Annotated in this window: 12 protein-coding genes; 7 read left to right on the plus strand and 5 right to left on the minus strand. The window is 66.8% G+C overall.

What is annotated here, in order from left to right:
* The first annotated feature begins 641 nt into the window (after positions 1-641).
* The 7 genes from QW845_RS16840 to QW845_RS16870 all read left to right on the plus strand — a co-directional run bounded on the left by QW845_RS16840 (position 642) and on the right by QW845_RS16870 (position 13,081).
* Positions 642-5,927: an AAA family ATPase gene (locus tag QW845_RS16840; RefSeq protein WP_315802673.1), complete on the plus strand. Its 5,286-nt coding sequence runs from the start codon at positions 642-644 to the stop codon at positions 5,925-5,927.
* Positions 5,928-5,959: 32 nt separating this feature from the next.
* Positions 5,960-7,417: a formylglycine-generating enzyme family protein gene (locus tag QW845_RS16845; RefSeq protein ID WP_315802674.1), complete on the plus strand. Its 1,458-nt coding sequence runs from the start codon at positions 5,960-5,962 to the stop codon at positions 7,415-7,417.
* A 9-nt stretch (positions 7,418-7,426) separates the two neighbouring features.
* Entirely contained in the window at positions 7,427-8,035 is a 609-nt protein-coding gene (locus tag QW845_RS16850) for a DUF4399 domain-containing protein (RefSeq protein ID WP_315802675.1), read from the plus strand.
* Positions 8,036-9,109: 1,074 nt separating this feature from the next.
* Positions 9,110-9,388 carry a PepSY domain-containing protein gene (locus QW845_RS16855; RefSeq protein ID WP_315802676.1) on the plus strand — a complete coding sequence of 93 codons (279 nt, stop codon included), beginning with the start codon at positions 9,110-9,112 and terminating at the stop codon, positions 9,386-9,388.
* Between the two features lie 10 nt (positions 9,389-9,398).
* Complete coding sequence (locus QW845_RS16860; protein ID WP_315802869.1) at positions 9,399-10,172, plus strand: cytochrome b/b6 domain-containing protein; 774 nt, start codon at positions 9,399-9,401, stop codon at positions 10,170-10,172.
* Positions 10,173-10,786: 614 nt separating this feature from the next.
* A complete protein-coding gene (locus QW845_RS16865; RefSeq protein WP_315802677.1) occupies positions 10,787-11,128 on the plus strand; it encodes a cupredoxin domain-containing protein in 342 nt (113 codons plus the stop codon).
* Positions 11,129-11,224: 96 nt separating this feature from the next.
* Positions 11,225-13,081, plus strand: a complete 1,857-nt coding sequence (locus tag QW845_RS16870) for an outer membrane beta-barrel protein (RefSeq protein WP_315802678.1) — start codon at positions 11,225-11,227, stop codon at positions 13,079-13,081.
* Between the two features lie 278 nt (positions 13,082-13,359).
* Here QW845_RS16870 and QW845_RS16875 read toward each other — a convergent pair whose 3' ends face one another.
* The 5 genes from QW845_RS16875 to QW845_RS16895 all read right to left on the minus strand — a co-directional run bounded on the left by QW845_RS16875 (position 13,360) and on the right by QW845_RS16895 (position 19,975).
* Positions 13,360-14,148: an energy transducer TonB gene (locus QW845_RS16875; RefSeq protein ID WP_315802679.1), complete on the minus strand. Its 789-nt coding sequence runs from the start codon at positions 14,146-14,148 to the stop codon at positions 13,360-13,362.
* Positions 14,149-14,174: 26 nt separating this feature from the next.
* The gene (exbD, locus tag QW845_RS16880) at positions 14,175-14,624 is read right to left on the minus strand and encodes a TonB system transport protein ExbD (RefSeq protein WP_315736414.1); all 450 of its coding nucleotides are present in this window, start codon (positions 14,622-14,624) and stop codon (positions 14,175-14,177) included.
* 4 nt (positions 14,625-14,628) lie between these two features.
* Positions 14,629-15,693: a tonB-system energizer ExbB gene (exbB, locus tag QW845_RS16885; RefSeq protein ID WP_315802680.1), complete on the minus strand. Its 1,065-nt coding sequence runs from the start codon at positions 15,691-15,693 to the stop codon at positions 14,629-14,631.
* Between the two features lie 1,020 nt (positions 15,694-16,713).
* A complete protein-coding gene (locus tag QW845_RS16890) occupies positions 16,714-17,403 on the minus strand; it encodes a Fe2+-dependent dioxygenase (protein WP_315802681.1) in 690 nt (229 codons plus the stop codon).
* Positions 17,404-17,443: 40 nt separating this feature from the next.
* Entirely contained in the window at positions 17,444-19,975 is a 2,532-nt protein-coding gene (locus tag QW845_RS16895) for a TonB-dependent receptor (protein WP_315802682.1), read from the minus strand.
* Between the last annotated feature and the right edge of the window lie 19 nt (positions 19,976-19,994).

The following is a 19,994-nucleotide window of genomic DNA, read 5'->3' on the forward strand; positions in this document are numbered from 1 at the left end:
CATCCCCGGGCTTCTTTGGCGGGCCATCGTGTGGGGCACGGCGACGCCGTTTCGGTCGGATGCAATCACCGTATTCGGGGAGGGAACGACGCGGTGCCATGCACGCTGGCGCCAATGCTTGTGGCGCCGCCCCCCTGCAAGCGAGCCGCATACGCGGCGGGCTCGTGGTCGAACAGGGACCGCAGCCGTGCTGCGGCGTGAACATCGGGCGTTCGGCATGCGTCTCGATATTTCTTCTTGAGCGTTAGAAGTATTCTTAGACACATTCCAGCGTATTCGTCCGCAACCCAAGCTTGTTGTCGGCTACGCGCGCGACGCTACACAAAAAGCCAAGACTAACAAACTTCTTAGGCGCGATTTTCCTCATCGAATGACCCGGGATTTTTTCCCGATTCTCCGACGGGAGCGAGAATCGTCACATTCATCTACCTGTCGGGTCATTGATGTGACCTCACTTCGCCATACCCCTCCGCAACGAGTCGGGAGTTCCGTCGACGTTGCAGCGAGGCAAGCTTGTCCACTCTGAACCCACTCTCCGATCGCCCGGCGCTCCGTGATCATGCGCAGGGCCATCCTTGTCGGTCAGCCTCTCGCCGAGCTCGCGCCGACGTTGCGGCCGACTTCAGAGAAGGATCTGCGCGATGAGCCAGCTGGTGAATGTGCGGCCCAACGAGGCCGGCGCGGGCGATCGCAAGGCGCAGAGCAGTGCAGCCGATCACGGCATGCGGCTGCTTGGTGCTATCGGCGCGGCAGCCCTGGAGCCGCAGTCGCCGACCGACGCCTGGGCGTCCTCGACGAGCGAAGCACTCGGCATGGGATCGGTCGTCGAGCCGTTGCAGGACGTGCTCGGCAGTCTGACCGAGATCATTCGTGCCGAGGGCTCCCCGGCGGAGCGTCAGCCGGATCATCCATTCGCCGACGATCATGGCTTCGCGCTCGACCAGGAGGAGCTGGCGGGCCTGCCGGGCGTGGTGATCAATACCTTCGATGTCGACGGTCCGGTGTGGCTCGCCGTCGAGGCGCTTGCCGCGACGGAGCCGCCTGCCATCGACTACGATCTCAAGACCTGGGTCGAGCCGTCGTCCGATCCCGACCGTCGTCCATCGCCGCACGAGAGCATCGTGGTCACGGTCGATGAGATCGAGAAGAACCGCCTCACCTTTGCCCGCCACGCGCGGCCTGAGGATTTTTCGCCGGCCCCGGAGCTGGGCGCCTGGACTGGACGGCTGCGCCTGGAGCAGCGTCCTGACCTCGTGCAGCGGCTCGAGCGCTATATCAGCGGGCCATGGACCGCCTGGGCCGACACCGAGCGCATGCGCCGCCGGACCATGTCGATCCACCAGCGGCTGCGCGACATGGCGGCCACGGTCGGCGCCGATCAGGTCATGGAGGTCATGTGGGGCGTCGCGCTGTCGTCTTGGCGGCAGGGCGGGCGGGAATTCGAGTTGCCGCTGTTCGAGCGCGCGGTCGAGATCGAGATCATCGCGCGCCCGGATGCCGAGGTCAGGGTCCGGCCGCGCTTCGTCGGCGCAACCGTCAATTTGAGGGCGCTCGATGCCGTGGCGCCGGACGCCGCGCTTGCCGTGCGCGACAAGCCGGATCGCCTGGTCGAGGCGCTGGAGCAGCGCGCAGAGCTGTCGCCGTTCACGCCGATCGGGACCGATCAGATCCTGAGCGCCGCAGGCGTGCAATCCGGTAACAGGACGTCGCGCGATCCCGTGTCGTCGGACGGCACGCCGGCCATGGAGGCCGCCATCGCGGCGGGACGCTGGGTCATATCCGCGCGGCGGCGGCCGGAGAGCCTCGCCCTGCGCGACATCGACAGTCTCAAGACCGCGATCGAGCATGCGCCGCAGAGTGAGTGCTGCCTGTCGGGAGCCGTGAACGCGCTGCTCTCGCAGCCGGATGGACGTGGCCACGCCAATGCGCGCCGGCACCTGTCCGGCATCGTCGGGGGCCCCATCGACATTGCGCCTGCGCCAAAGCCTGCCGCGGTCGAGCAGGGTGATCTGTTCTTCCCGCTGCCGGCTGTCGCGGAGGATGTCGAGGTCGTGCGCGAGCTGTCGCGGTCGGATGGCCTGATGGTCCAGTCTGTCGCACGCGACGATCGGATCGCGGCGCTCGTCAACGTCGTCTGCCATCACCTCGCGCTCGGCTCGCGCGTCCTCGTCGTGTCCAGGGACGAGGCTGCACTTTCCCTGCTGCATCAGAAGCTGCCGCCGGCCATTCGCGAGCTGACCGTCAGCTCGACCGGCTCCGACAAGGACGTGCTCAGGAAGGCCGAAGCCCTGGCGGGCCGGCTGCAATCGATCCTGGACGCGCCGAATCTGCGCGATCAGGTCGGCCAGATCGGTCGGCTCGAACGCGACATCATCTCGAAGCGCACGCAGATCGCTTCGCTCGACGACGAGATCGCCGAGATCGTCCGGCGCAACCTGCGGCTCGCCGGCGGCTTGCCGGAGCTGCCGTTCGATCTGTTCAAGGCGCTGATCGGCGAGCAGGCCGCCCATGCCTGGTTCACCGACCGGCCGCAGCGCCTGCTCGCGGCCACCGACCCGCTCGTTGTGGCGGTCGACAAGGCACGCGGGGCGCGGCTGCGGCTGGCCGCCGATCTCAAGCACATCGACGACGAGCTGCCGGACCCCGCAGTGCTGCCCGACACCGCCGCGATCCTGCGGCTGCACGCGGAGCTGCAGCACCAGGCGGGGCTGACGTCGGACGCGGGCCGCGACGAGGATCTCGCGCTCGACGCCATCGCGACCTTCGGGCTCGACGCAACCAACCGCCTGGCGGCCGATCTCGATGCGCTGGTGGCCGGCCATCGCGCCATCGCGGAGGCGCCCTGGCTCGCGCGTCTGTCGCCGCTCGGCACCGCCAAGGCCGACGGGCCCGTCGGTCTCGACAAGGTCGTGGGCTGGGCGCGTGATGCGTCGTTCCAGCTGTCCCGAAGCGCCGAATTCACGAGGCGCCAGGTGCAGGCGCCGGTCGAGGCCTTCACCAGGAAGGATGCGATTCGCGTGGTCGAGCGGCTCGCGGCCGGCGAGAAGCCGTTCGCGCGGTTCTCGGCCTCGCGCCGCGCGCTGAAGGCCGCCGTCGAGGCCATCACGGTGGACGGGGCTGCGCCGTCGAAGCCGGCGGACTGGCAATATGTCGGGCGCTTCCTGCTGTGGCGTCACGACCTGCATGCGTTGCGCGCGCGCTGGACGTCGATCGCAACGCAGATCGATGCACCCGCGCTTCAACTGGAATCGGCGCGCGCGTTCGATGACCTCGGGCACATCGTCAAGAGCGTCGAGGCCGCCGTCGTGACGGCCGCGCTCGCCGTCCGCAACGTGGCCGATGCCTGCTCCAAGCTGTCGATGCCGGACGGCGATGTCAGGGCGATGCTGGCCGATGCACAGCGGCTGGCCGCGTTCGGCGCGGCGATCCGGACCGTCATGACGCGCGTATCGGGACCGCTGGTCGAGCTCGCTCGCCTGGGCGAGTTGTTCGCCCGGGCGGGAGAACTCGCCGTCTCTGTTCAGGATGACGTGCTGTCGCGGGTCGGTGACGCCGAGACGGAGCCCCAGGAGCTCGAAACGCGGTGGACAGGCATTCTCGCAACCATGGAGAAGATCCGCGAGGCCGGCCCGGACTACGAACTCGTCAGGACCGCCTGCCGGATGGCGACTGCAGCGGGCGCGCCGAGTCTGGCGCAGCGACTGCGGTCCGCGCCGGCCGCGGGCGAGGCGAAGGATGCGACGACGCTCGCGGAATGGGTGGCGGCGTGGAATTGGGCCGTGCTGATGCGGATCGAAAGTCCGGAGGAGCGGCAGCTGCTGCATGACCTCGCGGCTCAGCGCGCGCGGCTTGAGACGCGCTCGCTCGCTCTGTTCGAAGCGGTGATCGGTGCCCGCATGTCGCTGGCCATCGCGCAGAATGCGGGCGGCGCCGTCAGGCAAGCGGTGAAGCGGTTCAGGGACTCGATGCAGAAGATGGCGTCGGCCTGCTCCGGTCCGACCGCGCGCCGGCTTCGGTTTGCCGCGCGCAGGTCTCTGGACGGCTGGCTCGAGGAGATTCCTTGTCACGTGATGCCGGCCTGGCGTGTCGCCGAGTTGCTGCCGGCCCGGATCGGCACCTTCGATCTTCTGGTCGTCGACCACGCCTCGCGCTCCGATCTGCGCGAACTGACGGCGATGCTGCGGGCCCGTAAGGTTCTGATCAGCGACGCGCGTCACGACGACGGGACCTTGGTCGAAGCCGGCCGCAACGATACTGTTGTCAAACGCACCGAGACGACCGCGCTGCGTAGCCTGCCGCCGGCGCTGCGGCGGCTGCTGATGCCGGGTGCCTCGCTGCGCGATCTCGCCGCGATCCTCTTTCCCGATCGCATGATCGAGCTGCGTGCGCGCCCTGCCGGCGTCGAGGCGGCCTCGGTCACAGCTCAGCTGCTGCCCGCCGATACGTCCAGATCGGCCGATGCACCAGCCGCCGAGCTGCCGCGGCCGGCCCGCGCGGCTGCGCCGGCGCCGAAGCAGCGGCCGCAGCCGCGGCAGGTCATCACGACGCACTCGCTCGAAGAGGAGATCGCCACCGTCGCGAAATATCTCTCGATGGCGCGCCGCTCGGGGACGGACATCGTCACGTCTGCCGCGGGCAAGCCGAGCGCGCCCGCGATAGCGCAGCGTGCCGAGAGCCGCGCGGCTGCGCCCAAGCCCTCGCCGGAGATTCGCGTTCTGCGCCGGCGTCCGCCGCGCGAGCCGGCCGCGGACATCGTGACGCCGGCTTCGGCTCCGCCCGAGCTTCCGGTCGTCGAGGAGCCGGCCACGGTCGAGCCGACCCAACCGCGCGCGACCATCGTCGCCGAAGCGCCGATCATTGTCGCCGATCGGCTCGCGGTGCCGCAGCGCCCTGGCGAAAGCAAGGTGGTCACAGCAGAGATCGACGCGAAGCCCACGAGCGCCGCGTCGGCAGAGCCCGTGAAGACAGGCGTCGTTGCGACATCCGCTGCGGCAGCGGCTTCTGCCACCACTGAGCCTGCCGCCGCTGCCGCGGCTCCAGCCTCTGTTGCGGAGTCCGTAACGCCGGCGGCAGAGATCAAGATTCACCCTTCTCTCGTCGAGATGGCGTTCAAGGCGACGGAGAACGCCGCGGCACCACGCCGCCGTGTGCCGAGCCGGCGCGTGATGGCAGTTGCCGCGGCCGGGCTGCTGGCGATCGTCGGTGCGGCGGTGTCCTGGGAGCGCGCGTCGGAATGGATCCAGCCGGCCCTGAGCGGTGCGACGGCAGCGTCCGCGCTGCCGAGCGAACCGGGCGCCCGCAAGGTCAATGCGGAGCGGATCACGCCGGAGGCCAAGCCGGCGATCGCCGCTGCGGCCGAGGAGCATGCCACGGTCGGCATGAGCGTGCCGGTCAGCACACCGGCGCAGGCGTTCCTCTATCACGAGGATCCGCAGGATCCGAAGGGCAAGCGTTATCCTGGCAAGGTCACCTGGTCGATCGAGCAGAGCAAGGGGCCGCGAGTCGATGCGGCGCCGGCGATCAAGGGGGAGATCGAGATCGAGAACGGCACCAAGGCCACGATCTCGCTGCGGCGGAACGCCGACATGGAGATGCCGGCGAGCCACATCATGGAGCTCAAGTTCGACTGGCCGGATCAGTCGGTGAGCGGCCTGACCAGCCTGAGGGGCATCGGCCTGAAGGGCGAGGAGGCCGAGCGCGGGACGGCGCTGGTGACCCAGACCGCCCGGGTGACACCGAAATACTTCATGGTCGCGCTGTCCGCCAACGAGGTCGATACCAAGCGCAACCTGATGCTTCTCAAGGGCAAGCAGTGGTTTGACATTCCGATCGTCTACGAGGGCGGCAACCGGGCGCTGCTGTCGATCGAGAAGGGATCCGACGGCGACCGCGTGTTCAAGGACGTGTTCGCGAGCTGGGGTCAGTAACGGGGTTGGCGGGCATCACGAGCGAGGACAGCATGAGCGAGAGTTCAGCGTTGCAATGGCTGCGGGCTCCCAAGCTCGCCGAGGATGCGCTGCCGGAGGATTCCCGCGCGGTGGCTTGCCGGCGCTGCGGCCGCACGGTGCAGGTCTCGCTCAGCCCGATGCGTCCGCCGAGCTTCCTGCGCGTCGAGGATCAGGTCGAGTGTCCCGAGGTGCAGGAGCGCTGGACCGGTAAGAGCGAAGGCGGGCTGTTGCTGATGATGTGCGGCGCGCTCGAGCAGTCGCTCGATGCCGAATGGGAGACCGCAGAGCCGGAGGGTGCGGCTCGACGAGAAGCTGCGCCAGTCTCTCCGGTGCGCCCGTCGCTTGCGCCGGCGGCGTCCGGTCCGGACAGATGGGACGACGGCAGCGACGATGATCAGGAGGAGACGGGTGAGGGCGGCCGGCTGAACGTCCTCCTCGCACCGGCTCCAGGAAGTCGCAAGAAGCTGATCCGCGGAGCGCTCGGCGTCGGGGTCCTCGGCATCGTCTTCCTCGGCGGCGTGCTGCTGCCGTTACGCGAGATCAGGCTGCTGATTCAGGCGCCGCCTGGGTCAGGATCATCGAGCTCGCAGCAGGAGGCGCAGTCCGCCGCGCCGCTGCCTCCGCCGCGCCGGATCCTGCTGGAAGCCGCCAGCGCGCCCCAGGACGTTGCGCGATCGCCGTCCAGCGCCTTCATCGCGCCGCGTCAGCCGGCTCCTGCACTCGAGGCAACGCTGGCGCGATCATCCGGCACCGCGGCGATCCCGCCGGCGCCGGACGCCGAGCCGAAGCTGCTCGTGCCCGAGCTGGTTGCGATCGCCGGCGGCAGTTTTGCGATGGGCGGCGACGACGAGTCCGAGCAGCCGTCGCATCAGGTCAGCGTGCGACCGTTCTCGCTCGGCAAGCATCCCGTGACGATCGGCGAGTGGAAGCAGTGTGTCGCGGCGGCAAGCTGCGCCGACATCGCGGCCGGTGCGGATGATCGTCCGGTCACCAACCTGAGCTACGACGACACGCAGGCCTATCTCGCCTGGCTGTCGAAGGCGACCGGCAAGGCGTTCCGGCTGCCGACCGAGGCCGAGTGGGAATATGCCGCGCGCGGCGGCCAGCGCACCCGCTATTGGTGGGGCGATCGCATGCGCCCCGGCATGGCCAGCTGCAAGGGCTGCAACGGCACGGGCGACGCCGAGACCGATCAGCCGCCGAAGATCGGCAGCGTCCAGGCCAATCCTTACGGCCTGTTCGACATGGGCGGCGGCGTCGGCCAGTGGGTCGCCGACAACTGGCATAAGAACTACAGGGGCGCGCCGGCGGATGGATCGGCCTGGCTCGAGGAGGGCAGCTATGCCCGCGTCATCCGCTCGGGATCGTGGAAGAACGGCGCCGCCGATGCGCGGGCCGGCAGTCGCGACCGCTATGACGGCCGCATCCGGCATCCGACCCTGGGTTTCCGCGTCGCGCTCTCACCATAGGGGATTTGCATGCTGCCGAGGTCTGCGCGACTCTGCCTTATCCTGACCGCATCGCTCGTGCTCGCGCCGTCATTGGCGCCAGCCAAGGGAACGAAGGCTGCGAAGGATGCCCGCGTCTATTTCATCTCTCCTGCGGATGGGGAGACGGTGACCGGGCCCTTCATCGCTCGCTTCGGACTGCGCAACATGGGCGTCACCCATGCGGGCGACGATTTCGCCGGCAGTGGCCATCATCATCTTCTCGTCGACGTCGACGAGACGATGCAGGCCGGCGAGGAGATTCCGCGTGACAAGAAACACGTTCATTACGCAGCGGGGGAGACCGAGGCGCGGATCGAATTGTCGCCCGGCAAGCACACGCTGCAGCTGGTGCTGGGCGACACCAGGCATCTCAACTTCGATCCGCCCGTGATCTCCGAGAAGATCATGATCACGGTGAGCAAGCCGAACGGAGGCGAGCAGGAGGCGCGGGCGACGCGCAGCGTCACCGTCCGAAACCGACCGCAGATCCGGTCCGTACCAGCCGAGCCGCCGGCCCAGCCCGAGCCGTCGCCGGAGATGACGAAGTCGCCCGAGAGCTCCGACTTCATCAGCCGCGTCTTCTCCGGGACGAAGTGACGACCTCTCCATTCCCAACCAGGGCTATCGCATATGAAGATCTGAGTGTTTCGCTGCGCTGCCTCCACGTCGTCATGCCCGGGCTCCGTCCCGGGCATCCACGTCCTTCCCAGGATGCCGAACGACGCGGATGGCCGGGACGGAGCCCGGCCATGACGGTGTGGAAGGAGCCGACCTCAAACTTGTATCGTCAAGTGCGATAGCCCTGATTCCCAACGGCCGGGCGCGTGATGCGCGTCGGCTTGCGCGCGACCGTGGGACGCAAGCTCGGTCGCTCCGCAAGGATCCATCGCTGAGGGCGGCGCCTGTCGCGCGATGGCGGCAAGGACGATCCGCCATCCGGCAACGGCCGCTCGTCCGGACGCGCGTCCATGGCAGATCCCGGCGCAAGCGGGGACGTCGTTGCCGAGGCATCCGAGACGTCGTTTTCCTGCAGCGACTCGCCATCCTGGTCGGCAGTCCGTGCCGGCAAGAGTATCGCCCGCGTCCAGGATCAGGATGGCCTTGCCGTTGTCCGCACGGATGTGCGTTTGACGGCCGCTAGATCCGTTCGCAAGCAGCCGCATCGTCATCGTCCACCACCGATCTCGATCTGGTCGTGCGAACGATCGCGATGCTCAGAAAATTTTTCTGAGGCTTAAGGTCGCAGCCTTGTAGCTGTCGGTTCCTTTCTCGCCTCACCATGGTCACAGCGGCAATCGGGCGGGAGTGTGGTCCCGCACGCCGCGCCGGCCACGCCTTGTGCGGGAGCAAAGCGCATACGCCTCACGACGATGCTGCTACATCCTTGCGAATCAATATCAGTTGCAACGCGCAGGGAACCCGGCACGGGGTCGAGTCCTGAAGAGATCAGTAGCCTGCTGACATGGTTCGATCCTGACTGGACCGCATGTGAGTTCGCATCTCAGCGACATTGCGGCCGGATGCGGAACGTTTCGAGCCGCGCCTGCGTGGTCGAGGCCATCCACCGCGGACGATGACGTCCAAGTTTCGTTGAAATCTCCCTCCCCTTTGTAGTCCGCGCATCGAGCGCTGTTGGCGCCGATGGCGCAGTCTTCGAGGAGGAATTTCATAATGAAGGTCATCAAACTGTTAGGCGTGGTCTTGGCGGCGGGTCTGGCGTCGGGCTCCGCGGCGCTCGCCGACGGCTACAAGGATTGCACCAGGCTCGACAAGGCGTCGTGGAAGACCACCGCCGAAGCCGAGGCGAAGGCGAAGGCCGCGGGCTACGAGGTTCGGCAGACCAAGATCGAGGGCACCTGCTACGAGGTTTACGGTGTCAAGGGCGGCAAGCTCTATGAGCTGTTTTACAGCCCCGAGGACCTCGCGCTGAAGCACACCAAGGCGAAGTGATCTGATGGTCATGCGTGACGCAGGCCAGGCGCAGCGGAGCGTCGCCTCCCCGACGCCGGCGAACTCACGTCCGGGGACCGTGGCGGTCTGGGATTTTCCGCTGCGCGTCTGGCACTGGTCGCTCGCGGCCTTCGTGCTCGTCGCCTGCGTCACGCCCAACACCTTCGATCGCCTGCACCGCCTCGCGGGCTATGCCGTCATCGGTCTTCTCGCCTTCAGGCTGATCTGGGGGCTGATCGGCAGCCGTCATTCGCTGTTCGCGCGGATCAGCCTCAAGCTGCGGGCGGCGCCTCAGTATATCGTGGGCATGCTGCGCGGAGAGACGGGACGCTATCTCGGGCTGAACCCGGCGGGGGCCGCGATGCTGGTCGTGATGCTCGCGCTTCTGATCGTCTCGACCATCAGCGGCGTCATGCAGGTCTCGGTCCGGTTCTTCGGCGTCGGCTGGATCGAGCAGGCGCATGCGCTGTCGTCCAATGCCATCATCGCCCTGATCGCCGTGCATGTGCTCGGCACGGTGTGGATGAGCTTGCTGCAGCGGGAGAACCTGATGCGCGCGATGGTCACGGGACGCAAGCGCGTGCCGGGCATCATGCGCGCCGCGCCGGCGCGCAGCGTCGCACGCCAGAGCCCGGAGCCCGAGCCCGTGGCGGACGAGGAGCAAATATCCGTCGTCCCCGATCTGCCGCCCCTGCGCGTGAATCCGGCGCCCGGCGCCGCGAAGCCTGCGCGTATGCCGCGATCCCTCAGCGTTCACGACAGGCGGCTGGGGGTCGGCAGATGAGACGGCGGGCATCGGTCGTGTGCGCTCGCCGGCGATATGGGCGAGCAGGCCCGCGCCTGATTTCATTTCTGGTGCGCGCGAGGCTCGTCCGCACACGGCTCGAGCTGGATGGGCGCACACGCATATTGCGGTCCATGCCGCATGAGACCAGTGCGAGCGCGTTCCTTCGTGCATCTCGCTCGTACTCGTCTCGATGAGCCGGTGCATGAGAATCATGCAGGTGCTGTACGCAGCGTAAGCGGTCGATCGTGAGCCTCGTGTGGTTCGCGGCGTGCGCGACGGCGCTGCATGACCTGTCGTGTCTCATATCAGCACAGCTGCGAACTCAGGTGATCGTGCTGCTCCCGACCGCGGAGACCGCTGATGTTCGTCATTGTCATTCGGCGCGCATCGGCGATGCTCGAGCCGACGCGTCTGCGCGGCGCCTCGACGCCGAACAACTAATAAATTCGCGCGCTTTGTCGCACACAACGATGTTGTCAAATTTCGACACGGCAAATTGCCGCATTCGGGACTTCATAGTCGTTCTATGAAGTGTCGGAGACTCGTCGAAGCAGGCGAGCGCCGGAAGACGTTCGGCACATTCGGGTGAATTCGGGACAGGGACATAAATCATGAATCTCTTTGGGAAGGGACAGGCAGCGGGAGCCGCCGTGCTGTTGATCGCGGCGTTCGCGCTGCCGGCAGGAGCGGCTGAGACGACCATCGAGATATCGGTCAAGGACAACAAGTTTCAGCCGGCGGAGATGAAGGCGCCGGCCAACACGCCGATCGTGTTCAAGGTCAAGAATCTGGATGGCGCGCCGGTCGAGTTCGAGAGCGAGCCGCTGGAGTTCGAAACGGTGATCAAGCCGAACATGGAAGGCGTCGTGAAGGTCAAGGCGCAGAAGCCGGGACGCTACGAATTCTTCGACGATTTCCATCAGGGCAACAAGGGCGCGCTGATCATCGAGTGATCCGGCCTTCGGTCCCGCGGCGCCGTGATGCCGGAATGCGTCACGCCGCGGGCGCCGCGCTTCGCAGGTTGCCGAACTCGACGGAGACGAGGCTCTTTGGAACGGGCAGCACGAGAGACGGTCGCTTCCAGACGTGGCATCGGTCGCGACGTCTCACGGTGCCAGGAGGAGACGGTTGCGATCACCGTGCTGCTCGTGACGCTGCTTGGAGCCGCGCCGTCGTCCGCTGAGACCGTCGTTCCGGGCAGCCAGGTGAGAGCCTATGCAGATCCCGGAGCCTCCGACGGGGGGCCGGTGGTAGTCGTGCCCAATCGCCGCCGGCAGCCGGCGCGGCCTGCCAACGGCAACGGACCGCTGGTCATTCCGCAGGTGATCGTTTCGCCTGGTGGCGTCGAGCCGGAGCCCAAGGCGGCCACCCAGGTGGACGAGGCTCCACCGCCGCGGCCGCGATCTCCGGTCGATGCCGGAGCGGGCGCGCTTCCGCAGGCCGCGCGCCGCGAGCCGGCGCCGCGCCTGGCGCCTGTCCGCAATGGCTTCTTCGGCACACCGTCAGCCGGCCTTCTGGTCGGTGGCTGCCTGTCGACGCCGGGCCGGTTGTCGGTCACGAACGTCCCCAATCGCTGCCTTGACGCGCTGGCGTTCGCCGTCAGTCCGCCGCCGGCGACGCGCGGCGTGCTGCCGCGCAATCTGCCGCCGATTCCGCGACAGGATGCACAGCCGATTCCGCCCGTTCTGGCCGACAAGCCCAAGATGCGGCTGCCGCCGGTGAACAAGGGGCAGAAGCCGCAGGATCAGCCGCAGCCGCCGATGATGGAGGAAGACCCCTATGAGCCCAAGGGCATCACGGTGGGAAACTTCATCCTGAAGCCTGCGTTCGAAATGTCCTCGGGCTTCGACAGCAATCCCGGCCGTGTACCGCAGGGCAAGGGCTCGGCCTTCGTCAGCGTTGCGCCGGTCCTGCTCGTGCGCTCTCAGTTCGAGCGGCATCTGCTCAACGCCGATGTGCGCGTCGGCTACATCGACTATGCAAAGCTCCGGCAGCTCAGCAGGCCTACCGTCGACGCCAAGGTGAATGGGCGCTACGACATCACCGATACGTTTGCGCTCAACGGCGAGGGCCACGTTGCCGTCGATGCCGATGATCCCGGCACGCCGCGCTTCGCCGGCCGGTTCGCCAGGATTCCGCTGGCCTCCACCGTCGGCGGCTCCGCCGGCGTCACCAAGCGGTTCGAGGAGGTCGAGGTCTCGACCAAGGCCGCCATCGACCGCGTCGCGTTCCAGAACGCGCCGCTCGTCGACGGCCAGATCGTCAGCAATGCCGATCGCAACTTCGTCCAATATGGCTCGCAGAGCCGCATCACCTACAATCTGACGCCGGAGATCCGCCCCTTCGTCGACGTCGCCATCGATCGCCGCGTTCACGACATCGCGGTCGATGCCGAAGGCTTCCGCCGCGACTCCACCGGGACGGCGGTCGAGGCCGGCGTGACATTCAACTACGCCGACAAGCTGACCGGCGACGTCGCCGTCGGCTACCTGACGCGCCGCTACCAGGATCCGATGCTCAAGCCGGTCAACGGCTTCATTGCCGATGCCAATCTGACATGGCAGTTCGCCAAGGAGACGGCGATCGCGCTGGGGGCCAAGTCGCAGGTGGTGGAGATTACCGAGCCCGGCATTTCCGGGGTGCTCAAGCGCGACGTCACCGTCGGCGTCGAGCATCAGTTCGAGCCCTGGCTCATCGGCACGTTCCTCGCCGGCTATGGCGAGGACGCGTTCACCGGCACGACGCGGGTCGACAACCGCTATCTGGTCGAGCTCGGCATGCTCTACAAGTTCTCGCGCCTGCTGCAGCTCAGGGCCAGCGTCCGGCGCGAGGAGACGCGCTCCAACTTCCGCGAAAACAATCTGTCGGCGACCGTGGTGCAGGTCGGCGCCCGGGTGCAGTACTGATCGGCAGCCCGGCACGCACCCGCGCGCGGCATCTGTGGTCTTCTGAGGACGTGCCTGGAGATCGCGCTTCTTGTCGTGACGCAGCCAACAGTCATCCCCCGGGCAAGGCCGCAAGCCTGGAAGCCGGAGTTTCCCGCTCTGGCTTCGCCGTGTAGTATAGCTCCCCTGCAACGGGTGGACGCGCAGCGGGAGTGCCCGGCTCCAGTCTCCAAAATGAAATGCAGCGCCCACGACGTGAGCGCTGCCAGGTCCGGATCTGCGCGGCAGTCCGGCCGCGACTATTTCTTCTGATTGAAGTTCACGTCGAGGCTGAAGCTGAACTGATCGTCCGTCAGTCCGGACGGCGGTGCAGGCACAGGGTCGGAGCGGCGGATCATCGCCAGCGCGGCATCATCGAACATCGAGTCGCCGCACGACTGCATGACGGACGCGGACACCACCTTGCCGGCCCGGCTCAGCACCAGCGCCACCTTGACCGTGCCATTGTGCTTCTTGCCTTCCGGATAGCGCTTGTGCAGCTCGAAATAGGCGCTGATCTTGCGGCCCCAATCGTTGGTCAGCTTCTGCTTGTCCTTGCCCATTCCCGGATTGGGGGCCTTGGCCGTCTCGGCCGGCGGCGCGGCCTCGTCCAGCGCCTTGCGGGCCGATTCCTCCTGCGCGGCAGATGCGACCGACGCCTCGGCCTGCTGGGTCGCCTGCTGCTGTTCCTCCTTCTCCGGCTTCTTGGGTTCGTTCTGCGTGACGACCCGATCGGCCTCCTCCTCGGTTTCGGTCGGCTTGTCCTTGACGGCGTCGGACTCCTTGACTTCGGCGGTCTGCTGCATCTGCTCCGGCGCAGCTTCGGCCGCGTCGCTGTCGGGACCCGGCGGAAGATCGTTGTCCTCGACCTGGGGCGAGGCTATCTCGAGCGCGAATTCGGCGCCGGCCGCGCCGAGGCCGCCGTCCACGTCATTGCCGCTGAGATGGACGACCGCGAGCGCGGCGCCGCCACCGTGCAACATGAGGGCGCCGATCGCGGCTGAGATCCACAAGCGGCGCGACGCTCCCTGATACTTGTGTTCGACCATTCTTCAGTTCCGTCGTTTCACTGGTTTCAATGTGCAGCCTGGGCGGCGGCCTGTGAGACGCCTTCGACAGTCACGAGCTTGATCTTCGGATAGCCGCCGGTCCGCAGCAGCTCCATCACGTCCATCAGCTCTCCATACGCCACGCCCCGGTCGGCGCGCAGGAAGATGAACTTGTCCTTCGCTGCCTCGGGGATGTGTTCGAGGGTGCTCACCAGGCTCGCCCGTTTCACCTGCTCCTCGCCGACGAACAGTGTCAGATCCGGCTTGATGCTGACATAGATCGGCTTGTCCGGCTTCTTCTGCGGCGTGGCCGTCGATGTCGGGAGATCGACAGGCACGTCGACCGTCGACAGGGGTGCCGCCACCATGAAGATGATCAGCAGCACCAGGATCACGTCGATGAAGGGCGTGACATTGATGTCACTGGTCTCGCCGAGATCATCGTCGCCATCGCCTTCCGAGAGAGAAACGGCCATGGAGCTACTCCGCTGCCAGCGCCATCGGAGGCGCTGAGTGGACGTGGATCGGCTCGAAGCGCTCGCCGTGATGGCTGCTGTGGTGGCTCTGGCCGCGATCCAGATCGCGCGACAACATCCGGGCGGTGGCGCCGGATGACCGGTTCACGAGCTCCATGTAGCCTTTCGTCACCCGCGTGAAGTGATTGTAGATGATCACGGCCGGGATCGCGGCGACGAGGCCGATGGCGGTTGCGAGCAGCGCTTCGGCGATGCCGGGCGCGACGACGGCGAGGTTGGTGGTCTGCGACTTCGAGATGCCGATGAAGCTGTTCATGATACCCCAGACCGTGCCGAACAGGCCGACGAAGGGCGAGATCGAGCCGATCGTGGCGAGCAGGCCCATGCCGGTCCGGCAACGCCGGCCCTCGGCACGCACGATCTCGGAGAAGCTCGAGGCGGCGCGCTCGTTGACGCCGTGAGACGGCAGCTCGGACGACATCCTGATTTCGTGCATGGCGGCATCGATCAGGGCTGTCAGCACGTTCTGCCGTGATCCCAGCGCGAGCTTGGCTTCCGACAGCCAGCGCACGTCGTCGACCTTGCGCAGCGCGCGGCTTAGCTTCCGGCGCAGGATGGAGAACTCGATGGTCTTGGCGATGAAGACGGTCCAGGTCGCGAGCGAGGCGAGCGCGAGCCCCATCATGACCGACTTCACGAGAATGTCGGCGGCCAGGAACATCGACCATGGCGACAGATCATGCGGCACGTGTGATGCCGCCTGCGCACCGCCTTGCGCCGGCTTCTCTGCCTGATCCTTCGCCTTGTCGCCCGCCGCTGCATCAGTCACGGTCTCGGCAGCGGTCGACGGCTGGGCGTCGTTCGTGGCGGCTGCCGGAGCCTGGCTCGTTGCAGCGGCTTGCGGCGTGGCGGCAGCCGGAGCTGGCGCCGGCGCAGCCGTCGTTGCGACGCCGCTGGTTGTCGGAGCCGCGGCGGCGGGCGCGGGCGCGGCGACCTGCGGCGCGGGTGCGGCCTGGGCAACGGCCGGCGCCGTGGATGTCTGTCCCGTCGTCACCGGTTTCGGTGCCATGCTTTGAGCCGGAGCCGCGTGCGCAGCGGCGGCCGGCGCACCGGCCGCGGTGTTGACGGGCGCAACTGCAGGCGTCTGCGTGGCGGCGGCTGTCGTCGCAGTCTGAACGGCCTTTGCTCCGGTCGCATTCGCTGGATTTGATGCTGTGGTCTGCGGTGCTGTTGCAGCCTGGCCAGGTCTCGGCGATGTGGCCGGCTGCTCGGCATGCGCCATGGCGCCGGCCGAAACCGCTGCGATCACCGCTCCTACTTGAAGAACGATCCTGAACATGTTGCTGAACACCCCTTGGTAGTTAACCGCTCCGTAATGTTTCCAGTCCTAACCCGGCTGTTTTGAGACGCCGCGTCGACTCAAAGCGGGAACATCGACGCCGGAGGTCGCCGCCATGGGTGCGATGCCAGACGAAAGATCGAATCGTGCGACCTGCGTAACAGCTCTCGATGGCGTGCATCGCGTCCTAACTCCCTGAAAGTCCTGCTGTGCGGCGGATGCGCCTTGCGCAGCGTCGCCAATGCGGCTGCCTGTCACGCAAATGCCGCCGTTCGGTCTTCCATCAATTCTAATTAGTCGACGCGGGCGTGACGGGCCTGTTCGGCGGGCGCGAGGATTTATGCGTGCATCTGTGATGCCGTCCGGCAAGGCAGAAGGCCTCGGGACCGAATCATAGTGCTGCCGAGATCGGCATGGTTCGAGAAATTGCGTGCGCCGCGCGACTCTCGCTTCGTTGTGATCAACGTCGATGTCGGCCGCAAGGAATGGCCGTAGTTCGCGAAGCGCACGAGCTCTCCGGCATGGAGAATCGCGGAACGCTGGTGGCGATCTGGCGGAAGTCCAAGACGCGGATCAACTGAGAAGAGACAGCTGCCGCATGTGAGCTCGGCTGGCGGTTGATCGCGGGCGCCGAGGACAGCACTGCAGCGAGCGGTCGCCATCCAGAACGAATGAGCCGGGCTGCATCTCGTGCAACCCGGCTCGAAGGCGATCGAACTCAACGTGATCGGCGCGATTGGGGACGGCCGTTCAGTTCTCCGCCCAGTAGCGGATCAGGTTGTGATAGAGGCCGGTCAGCCGCACCATCTCCGGATCGTCGCGCCCCATCCGCTGCGACAATCCCTGGATCGTCGTATCGAGATCGAAGATCATGCTGCGCGCGAGGGGATCGCGGATCATGCTCTGCAGCCAGAAGAACGAGGCGACGCGGACGCCGCGCGTCACCGGCGTGACCATGTGCAGGCTCGAGGCGGGGTACAGCACGAGGTCGCCGGCGGGCAGCTTCACCTCGTGCGAGCCGTACAGATCCTCGATCACCAGCTCGCCGCCGTCGTAGTCCTCCGGCTCGGAGAGGAACAGCGTGACCGAAAGGTCGGTGCGAATGCGCAGGCCGGTGAGCTTGTCGCCGCGGACCGCGTTGTCGACGTGGATGCCGAAATGGTGGCCCGACTCCGCGCTGTAGCGGTTGAACAGCGGCGGGAAGATCTGCTGCGGGATCGCGGCGGCGAGAAAGCGGGGATTGGCGGTCATCGCCGAGATGATGCGGTGGCCGAGCTTGCGCGCCACCTCGCTGTCGGGCGGCAGCTGCTCGTTGCGCTTGACCATGGCCGACTGGGCGCCGGCCGTCGAGCGGCCGTCCTCCCAGTCGCTGGAGTCCATGATGCGGCGGAAATCCGCCACATCGTCTTTGCTCAGAATTCCGGGGACACAGATCAGCATGAACTCATCACTTGACGTGTGCCCCGGCTTGGACGGGCGATCAGAACCGTCCTGACAGGACGATCGATGCGCTTCGTCCCGGACCGACGAGCACGAACGGGGTGGCACTCTGATAGAGAGCGTCGTAGTAGAGCTTGTCGAAGATGTTGGCAACAAACAGCTTCGCCGTCCAGTTCTTGTCGAGCTTGGCTTCCGCGAAGGCATCGAAGCGCCAATAGCTCGGCAGCTCGGTGCCCTGGTTCGCCGCCAGCCAGGTGCCGCCGAAGATCTTCGAGCGGTACACCGCCTGGCCGCCGATCTCCCAGGTGTCGTTGATCTGGTACTTCGTCAGCAGGCTGAACGACTGGTGCGCGGTGTTGGCGAGCTGCAGGCCGACATTGCTGGTGAACAGCGCGGTGTTGGCCGGCGGGATGTTCGACTTCGTCACCTCCGACTGCATCAGCACGATGCCGCCGAAGATGCTCCATTTGTCGGTCAGCTTGCCGCCGGCCTGCAGGTCGATGCCGCGGATGCGGTAGGCGGCGCCGGCCGAGAGACACGGCACGGAGCCGACGGTGCCCGCCGGATACGGACAGTCCGCGGTGGCCTGCGCGGCGCTGGTGATGTTGCGCGACTCGCGGGCGTTCTCCTTTTCGGTCTGGAACAGCGCTCCCGTGACCAGCAGACGGCCGTCGAGCAGCTCCCACTTGGTGCCGATCTCGATCGAGGTATTCTTCTCGGGCCCGAAGATCTGGTTGGCGCCGCCATTGGTCACCGCCGACAGGCCGCCATATTGCGGGCTGAGACCATCGAACTCCGCGCCGACCGGATTCGACGAGGTGGCGTAGGCCGCATAGAAGCTGGCGTAGGGCACCGGCTTCAATGTCATGCCGACGTTGAAGTTCGGCATGCCGCTGGAGGCCGCGGTCGAGCCCGGCGTGTTGGCGACGCCGTTGACGGTCCCGAAGCCGTCGACCCGGACGTCGTATTTGTCGTAGCGCACGCCGCCGTTGAGGATGACGAGATCGCGGTAGTTGACGCTGTCCAGCGCGTAGACGCTCGCCGAATCGATCTTCACGTTGGTCGGGAATTGTCCGAGCGACGGAATGCCGAACGGCAGGTTGGTGAACTGCGGGTTGAACACGCTCACGCCCGACAGCGAACCGCTGCCCGCGAATGCCAGGCCCTGCTGCTCGGAGGTCAGGCCGGTGTAGCTGTTGATGAGCGCCTTTTCCTGCGAGACCTCGAGGCCGGCGAGCACGGTGTGCCTGAAGTTGCCGGTGTCGAACTTGTAGGTCGCCTCGAGCTGGTTGGCGAGCACGTCGGTCTGCTGGAAGCGGCTCTGCGGATTGGCTCGGATCACCGAGTTCGACAGCGGATTGGTGAGCGTCGGGCCTTCCGGCAGCGTGCCGATATAGTTCAGGGTCGAGCGCGACACCCGGAACTTGTCGGAGATCGTCAGGTCAGGGGTGACCTTCACCTCGGCATTGAGCGTGCCGATGTCCTGTCCGACGCGCGAGAAGTCGCGGTTGACGAAGCCGTACCAGGCGTTGCGCGGCGCGCCGACCTCAGGGAACGGCGCGCCGGCGGTGAGCGTGCTCGGCCGATAGTACGGCACGCCGAAGTCCGGACGTCCCGTCACCTCGTTGTGGATGTAGTTGGCGGACAGCGTTACGGTGTCGAGCGGCGTCCACTTGGTGGCGATGAATCCGCCGTTGCGGTTGTCGGTGACGTAGTCGCGGCCGGCGACGCCGGCATCCTGGAACAGGCCGCCGACGCGGGTAGCGAAGGTCGGCGTGATCTTCTGGTTGACGTCGATCACCACGCGCTTGGTCCTGTCGGTGCCGAGCGTGGTGTCCATGTTGTAGAAGCTGTTCTCGGTCGTGGCCTGCTTTGTCACGATGTTGATCGCGCCGCCGGTGGTGCCGCGGCCGGCGAAGGACGAGTTCGGGCCGCGCAGGATCTCGACCTGCTCGGTGAAGAAGTTCTCGCGCACCGAAACGCCGGCGTCGCGCACGCCGTCGATGAAGACGTCGTTGCGGGCGTCGAAGCCGCGGATGAAGAAGCGGTCGCCGAACGCGTTGCCGCCTTCGCCGGTGCCGAGCGTCACGCCGGCGGTGGAGAGCACGGCGGATTTGAGGCTGGTGGAGTTCTTGTCGGCCAGGATCTCCTTGCTCAGCACCGTCACGGTCTTCGGCGTGTTGAGCAGCTTCTCCGGAAACTTGCCGGAGGCCTGCAGCCGCTCGCCCTTGTAGTCGGAGGCGGGGCTGGAATAGGGGTTGCGGTCGGGCGGCAGATTGCTCTTCGGCGCCGCGGCCTGCTGCTGTGGTTGCTGGCGGGCGGCGCGGCGCATCGCGTCGCGGGCGCGGACCTGGTCCGCGGTCGGGCGCGAGGCGGCCGGCTTGGGACGTGCCACCGGGGCTTCGACGGTGACGGACGGCAGCGGCGCCTGCTGGGCTTCGGCACTGGAGAACGAGGCAACCGCGATCAGGCTCGCGACGGCCGAGACTTTCACGCCGGAAATCTCGGGAGATGGCTCCCACTCGTGCCCGCTTGCCCCTCGCAAGCTCCTTGGAAAGATTGCCTTACCCATACTCGACCACCCCATTCGT

Source organism: Bradyrhizobium sp. SZCCHNS3002, assembly GCF_032377435.1.
Taxonomy (GTDB): domain Bacteria; phylum Pseudomonadota; class Alphaproteobacteria; order Rhizobiales; family Xanthobacteraceae; genus Bradyrhizobium.

Coding starts and splice junctions, on each gene's coding strand:
- QW845_RS16840 (WP_315802673.1), top strand. CDS start 642: ATGAGCCAGCTGGTGAATGTGCGGCCCAACGAGGCCGGCGCGGGCGAT.
- QW845_RS16845 (WP_315802674.1), top strand. CDS start 5,960: ATGAGCGAGAGTTCAGCGTTGCAATGGCTGCGGGCTCCCAAGCTCGCC.
- QW845_RS16850 (WP_315802675.1), top strand. CDS start 7,427: ATGCTGCCGAGGTCTGCGCGACTCTGCCTTATCCTGACCGCATCGCTC.
- QW845_RS16855 (WP_315802676.1), top strand. CDS start 9,110: ATGAAGGTCATCAAACTGTTAGGCGTGGTCTTGGCGGCGGGTCTGGCG.
- QW845_RS16860 (WP_315802869.1), top strand. CDS start 9,399: ATGCGTGACGCAGGCCAGGCGCAGCGGAGCGTCGCCTCCCCGACGCCG.
- QW845_RS16865 (WP_315802677.1), top strand. CDS start 10,787: ATGAATCTCTTTGGGAAGGGACAGGCAGCGGGAGCCGCCGTGCTGTTG.
- QW845_RS16875 (WP_315802679.1), bottom strand. CDS start 14,148: ATGGTCGAACACAAGTATCAGGGAGCGTCGCGCCGCTTGTGGATCTCA.
- exbD (WP_315736414.1), bottom strand. CDS start 14,624: ATGGCCGTTTCTCTCTCGGAAGGCGATGGCGACGATGATCTCGGCGAG.
- exbB (WP_315802680.1), bottom strand. CDS start 15,693: ATGGCACCGAAACCGGTGACGACGGGACAGACATCCACGGCGCCGGCC.
- QW845_RS16890 (WP_315802681.1), bottom strand. CDS start 17,403: ATGCTGATCTGTGTCCCCGGAATTCTGAGCAAAGACGATGTGGCGGAT.
- QW845_RS16895 (WP_315802682.1), bottom strand. CDS start 19,975: ATGGGTAAGGCAATCTTTCCAAGGAGCTTGCGAGGGGCAAGCGGGCAC.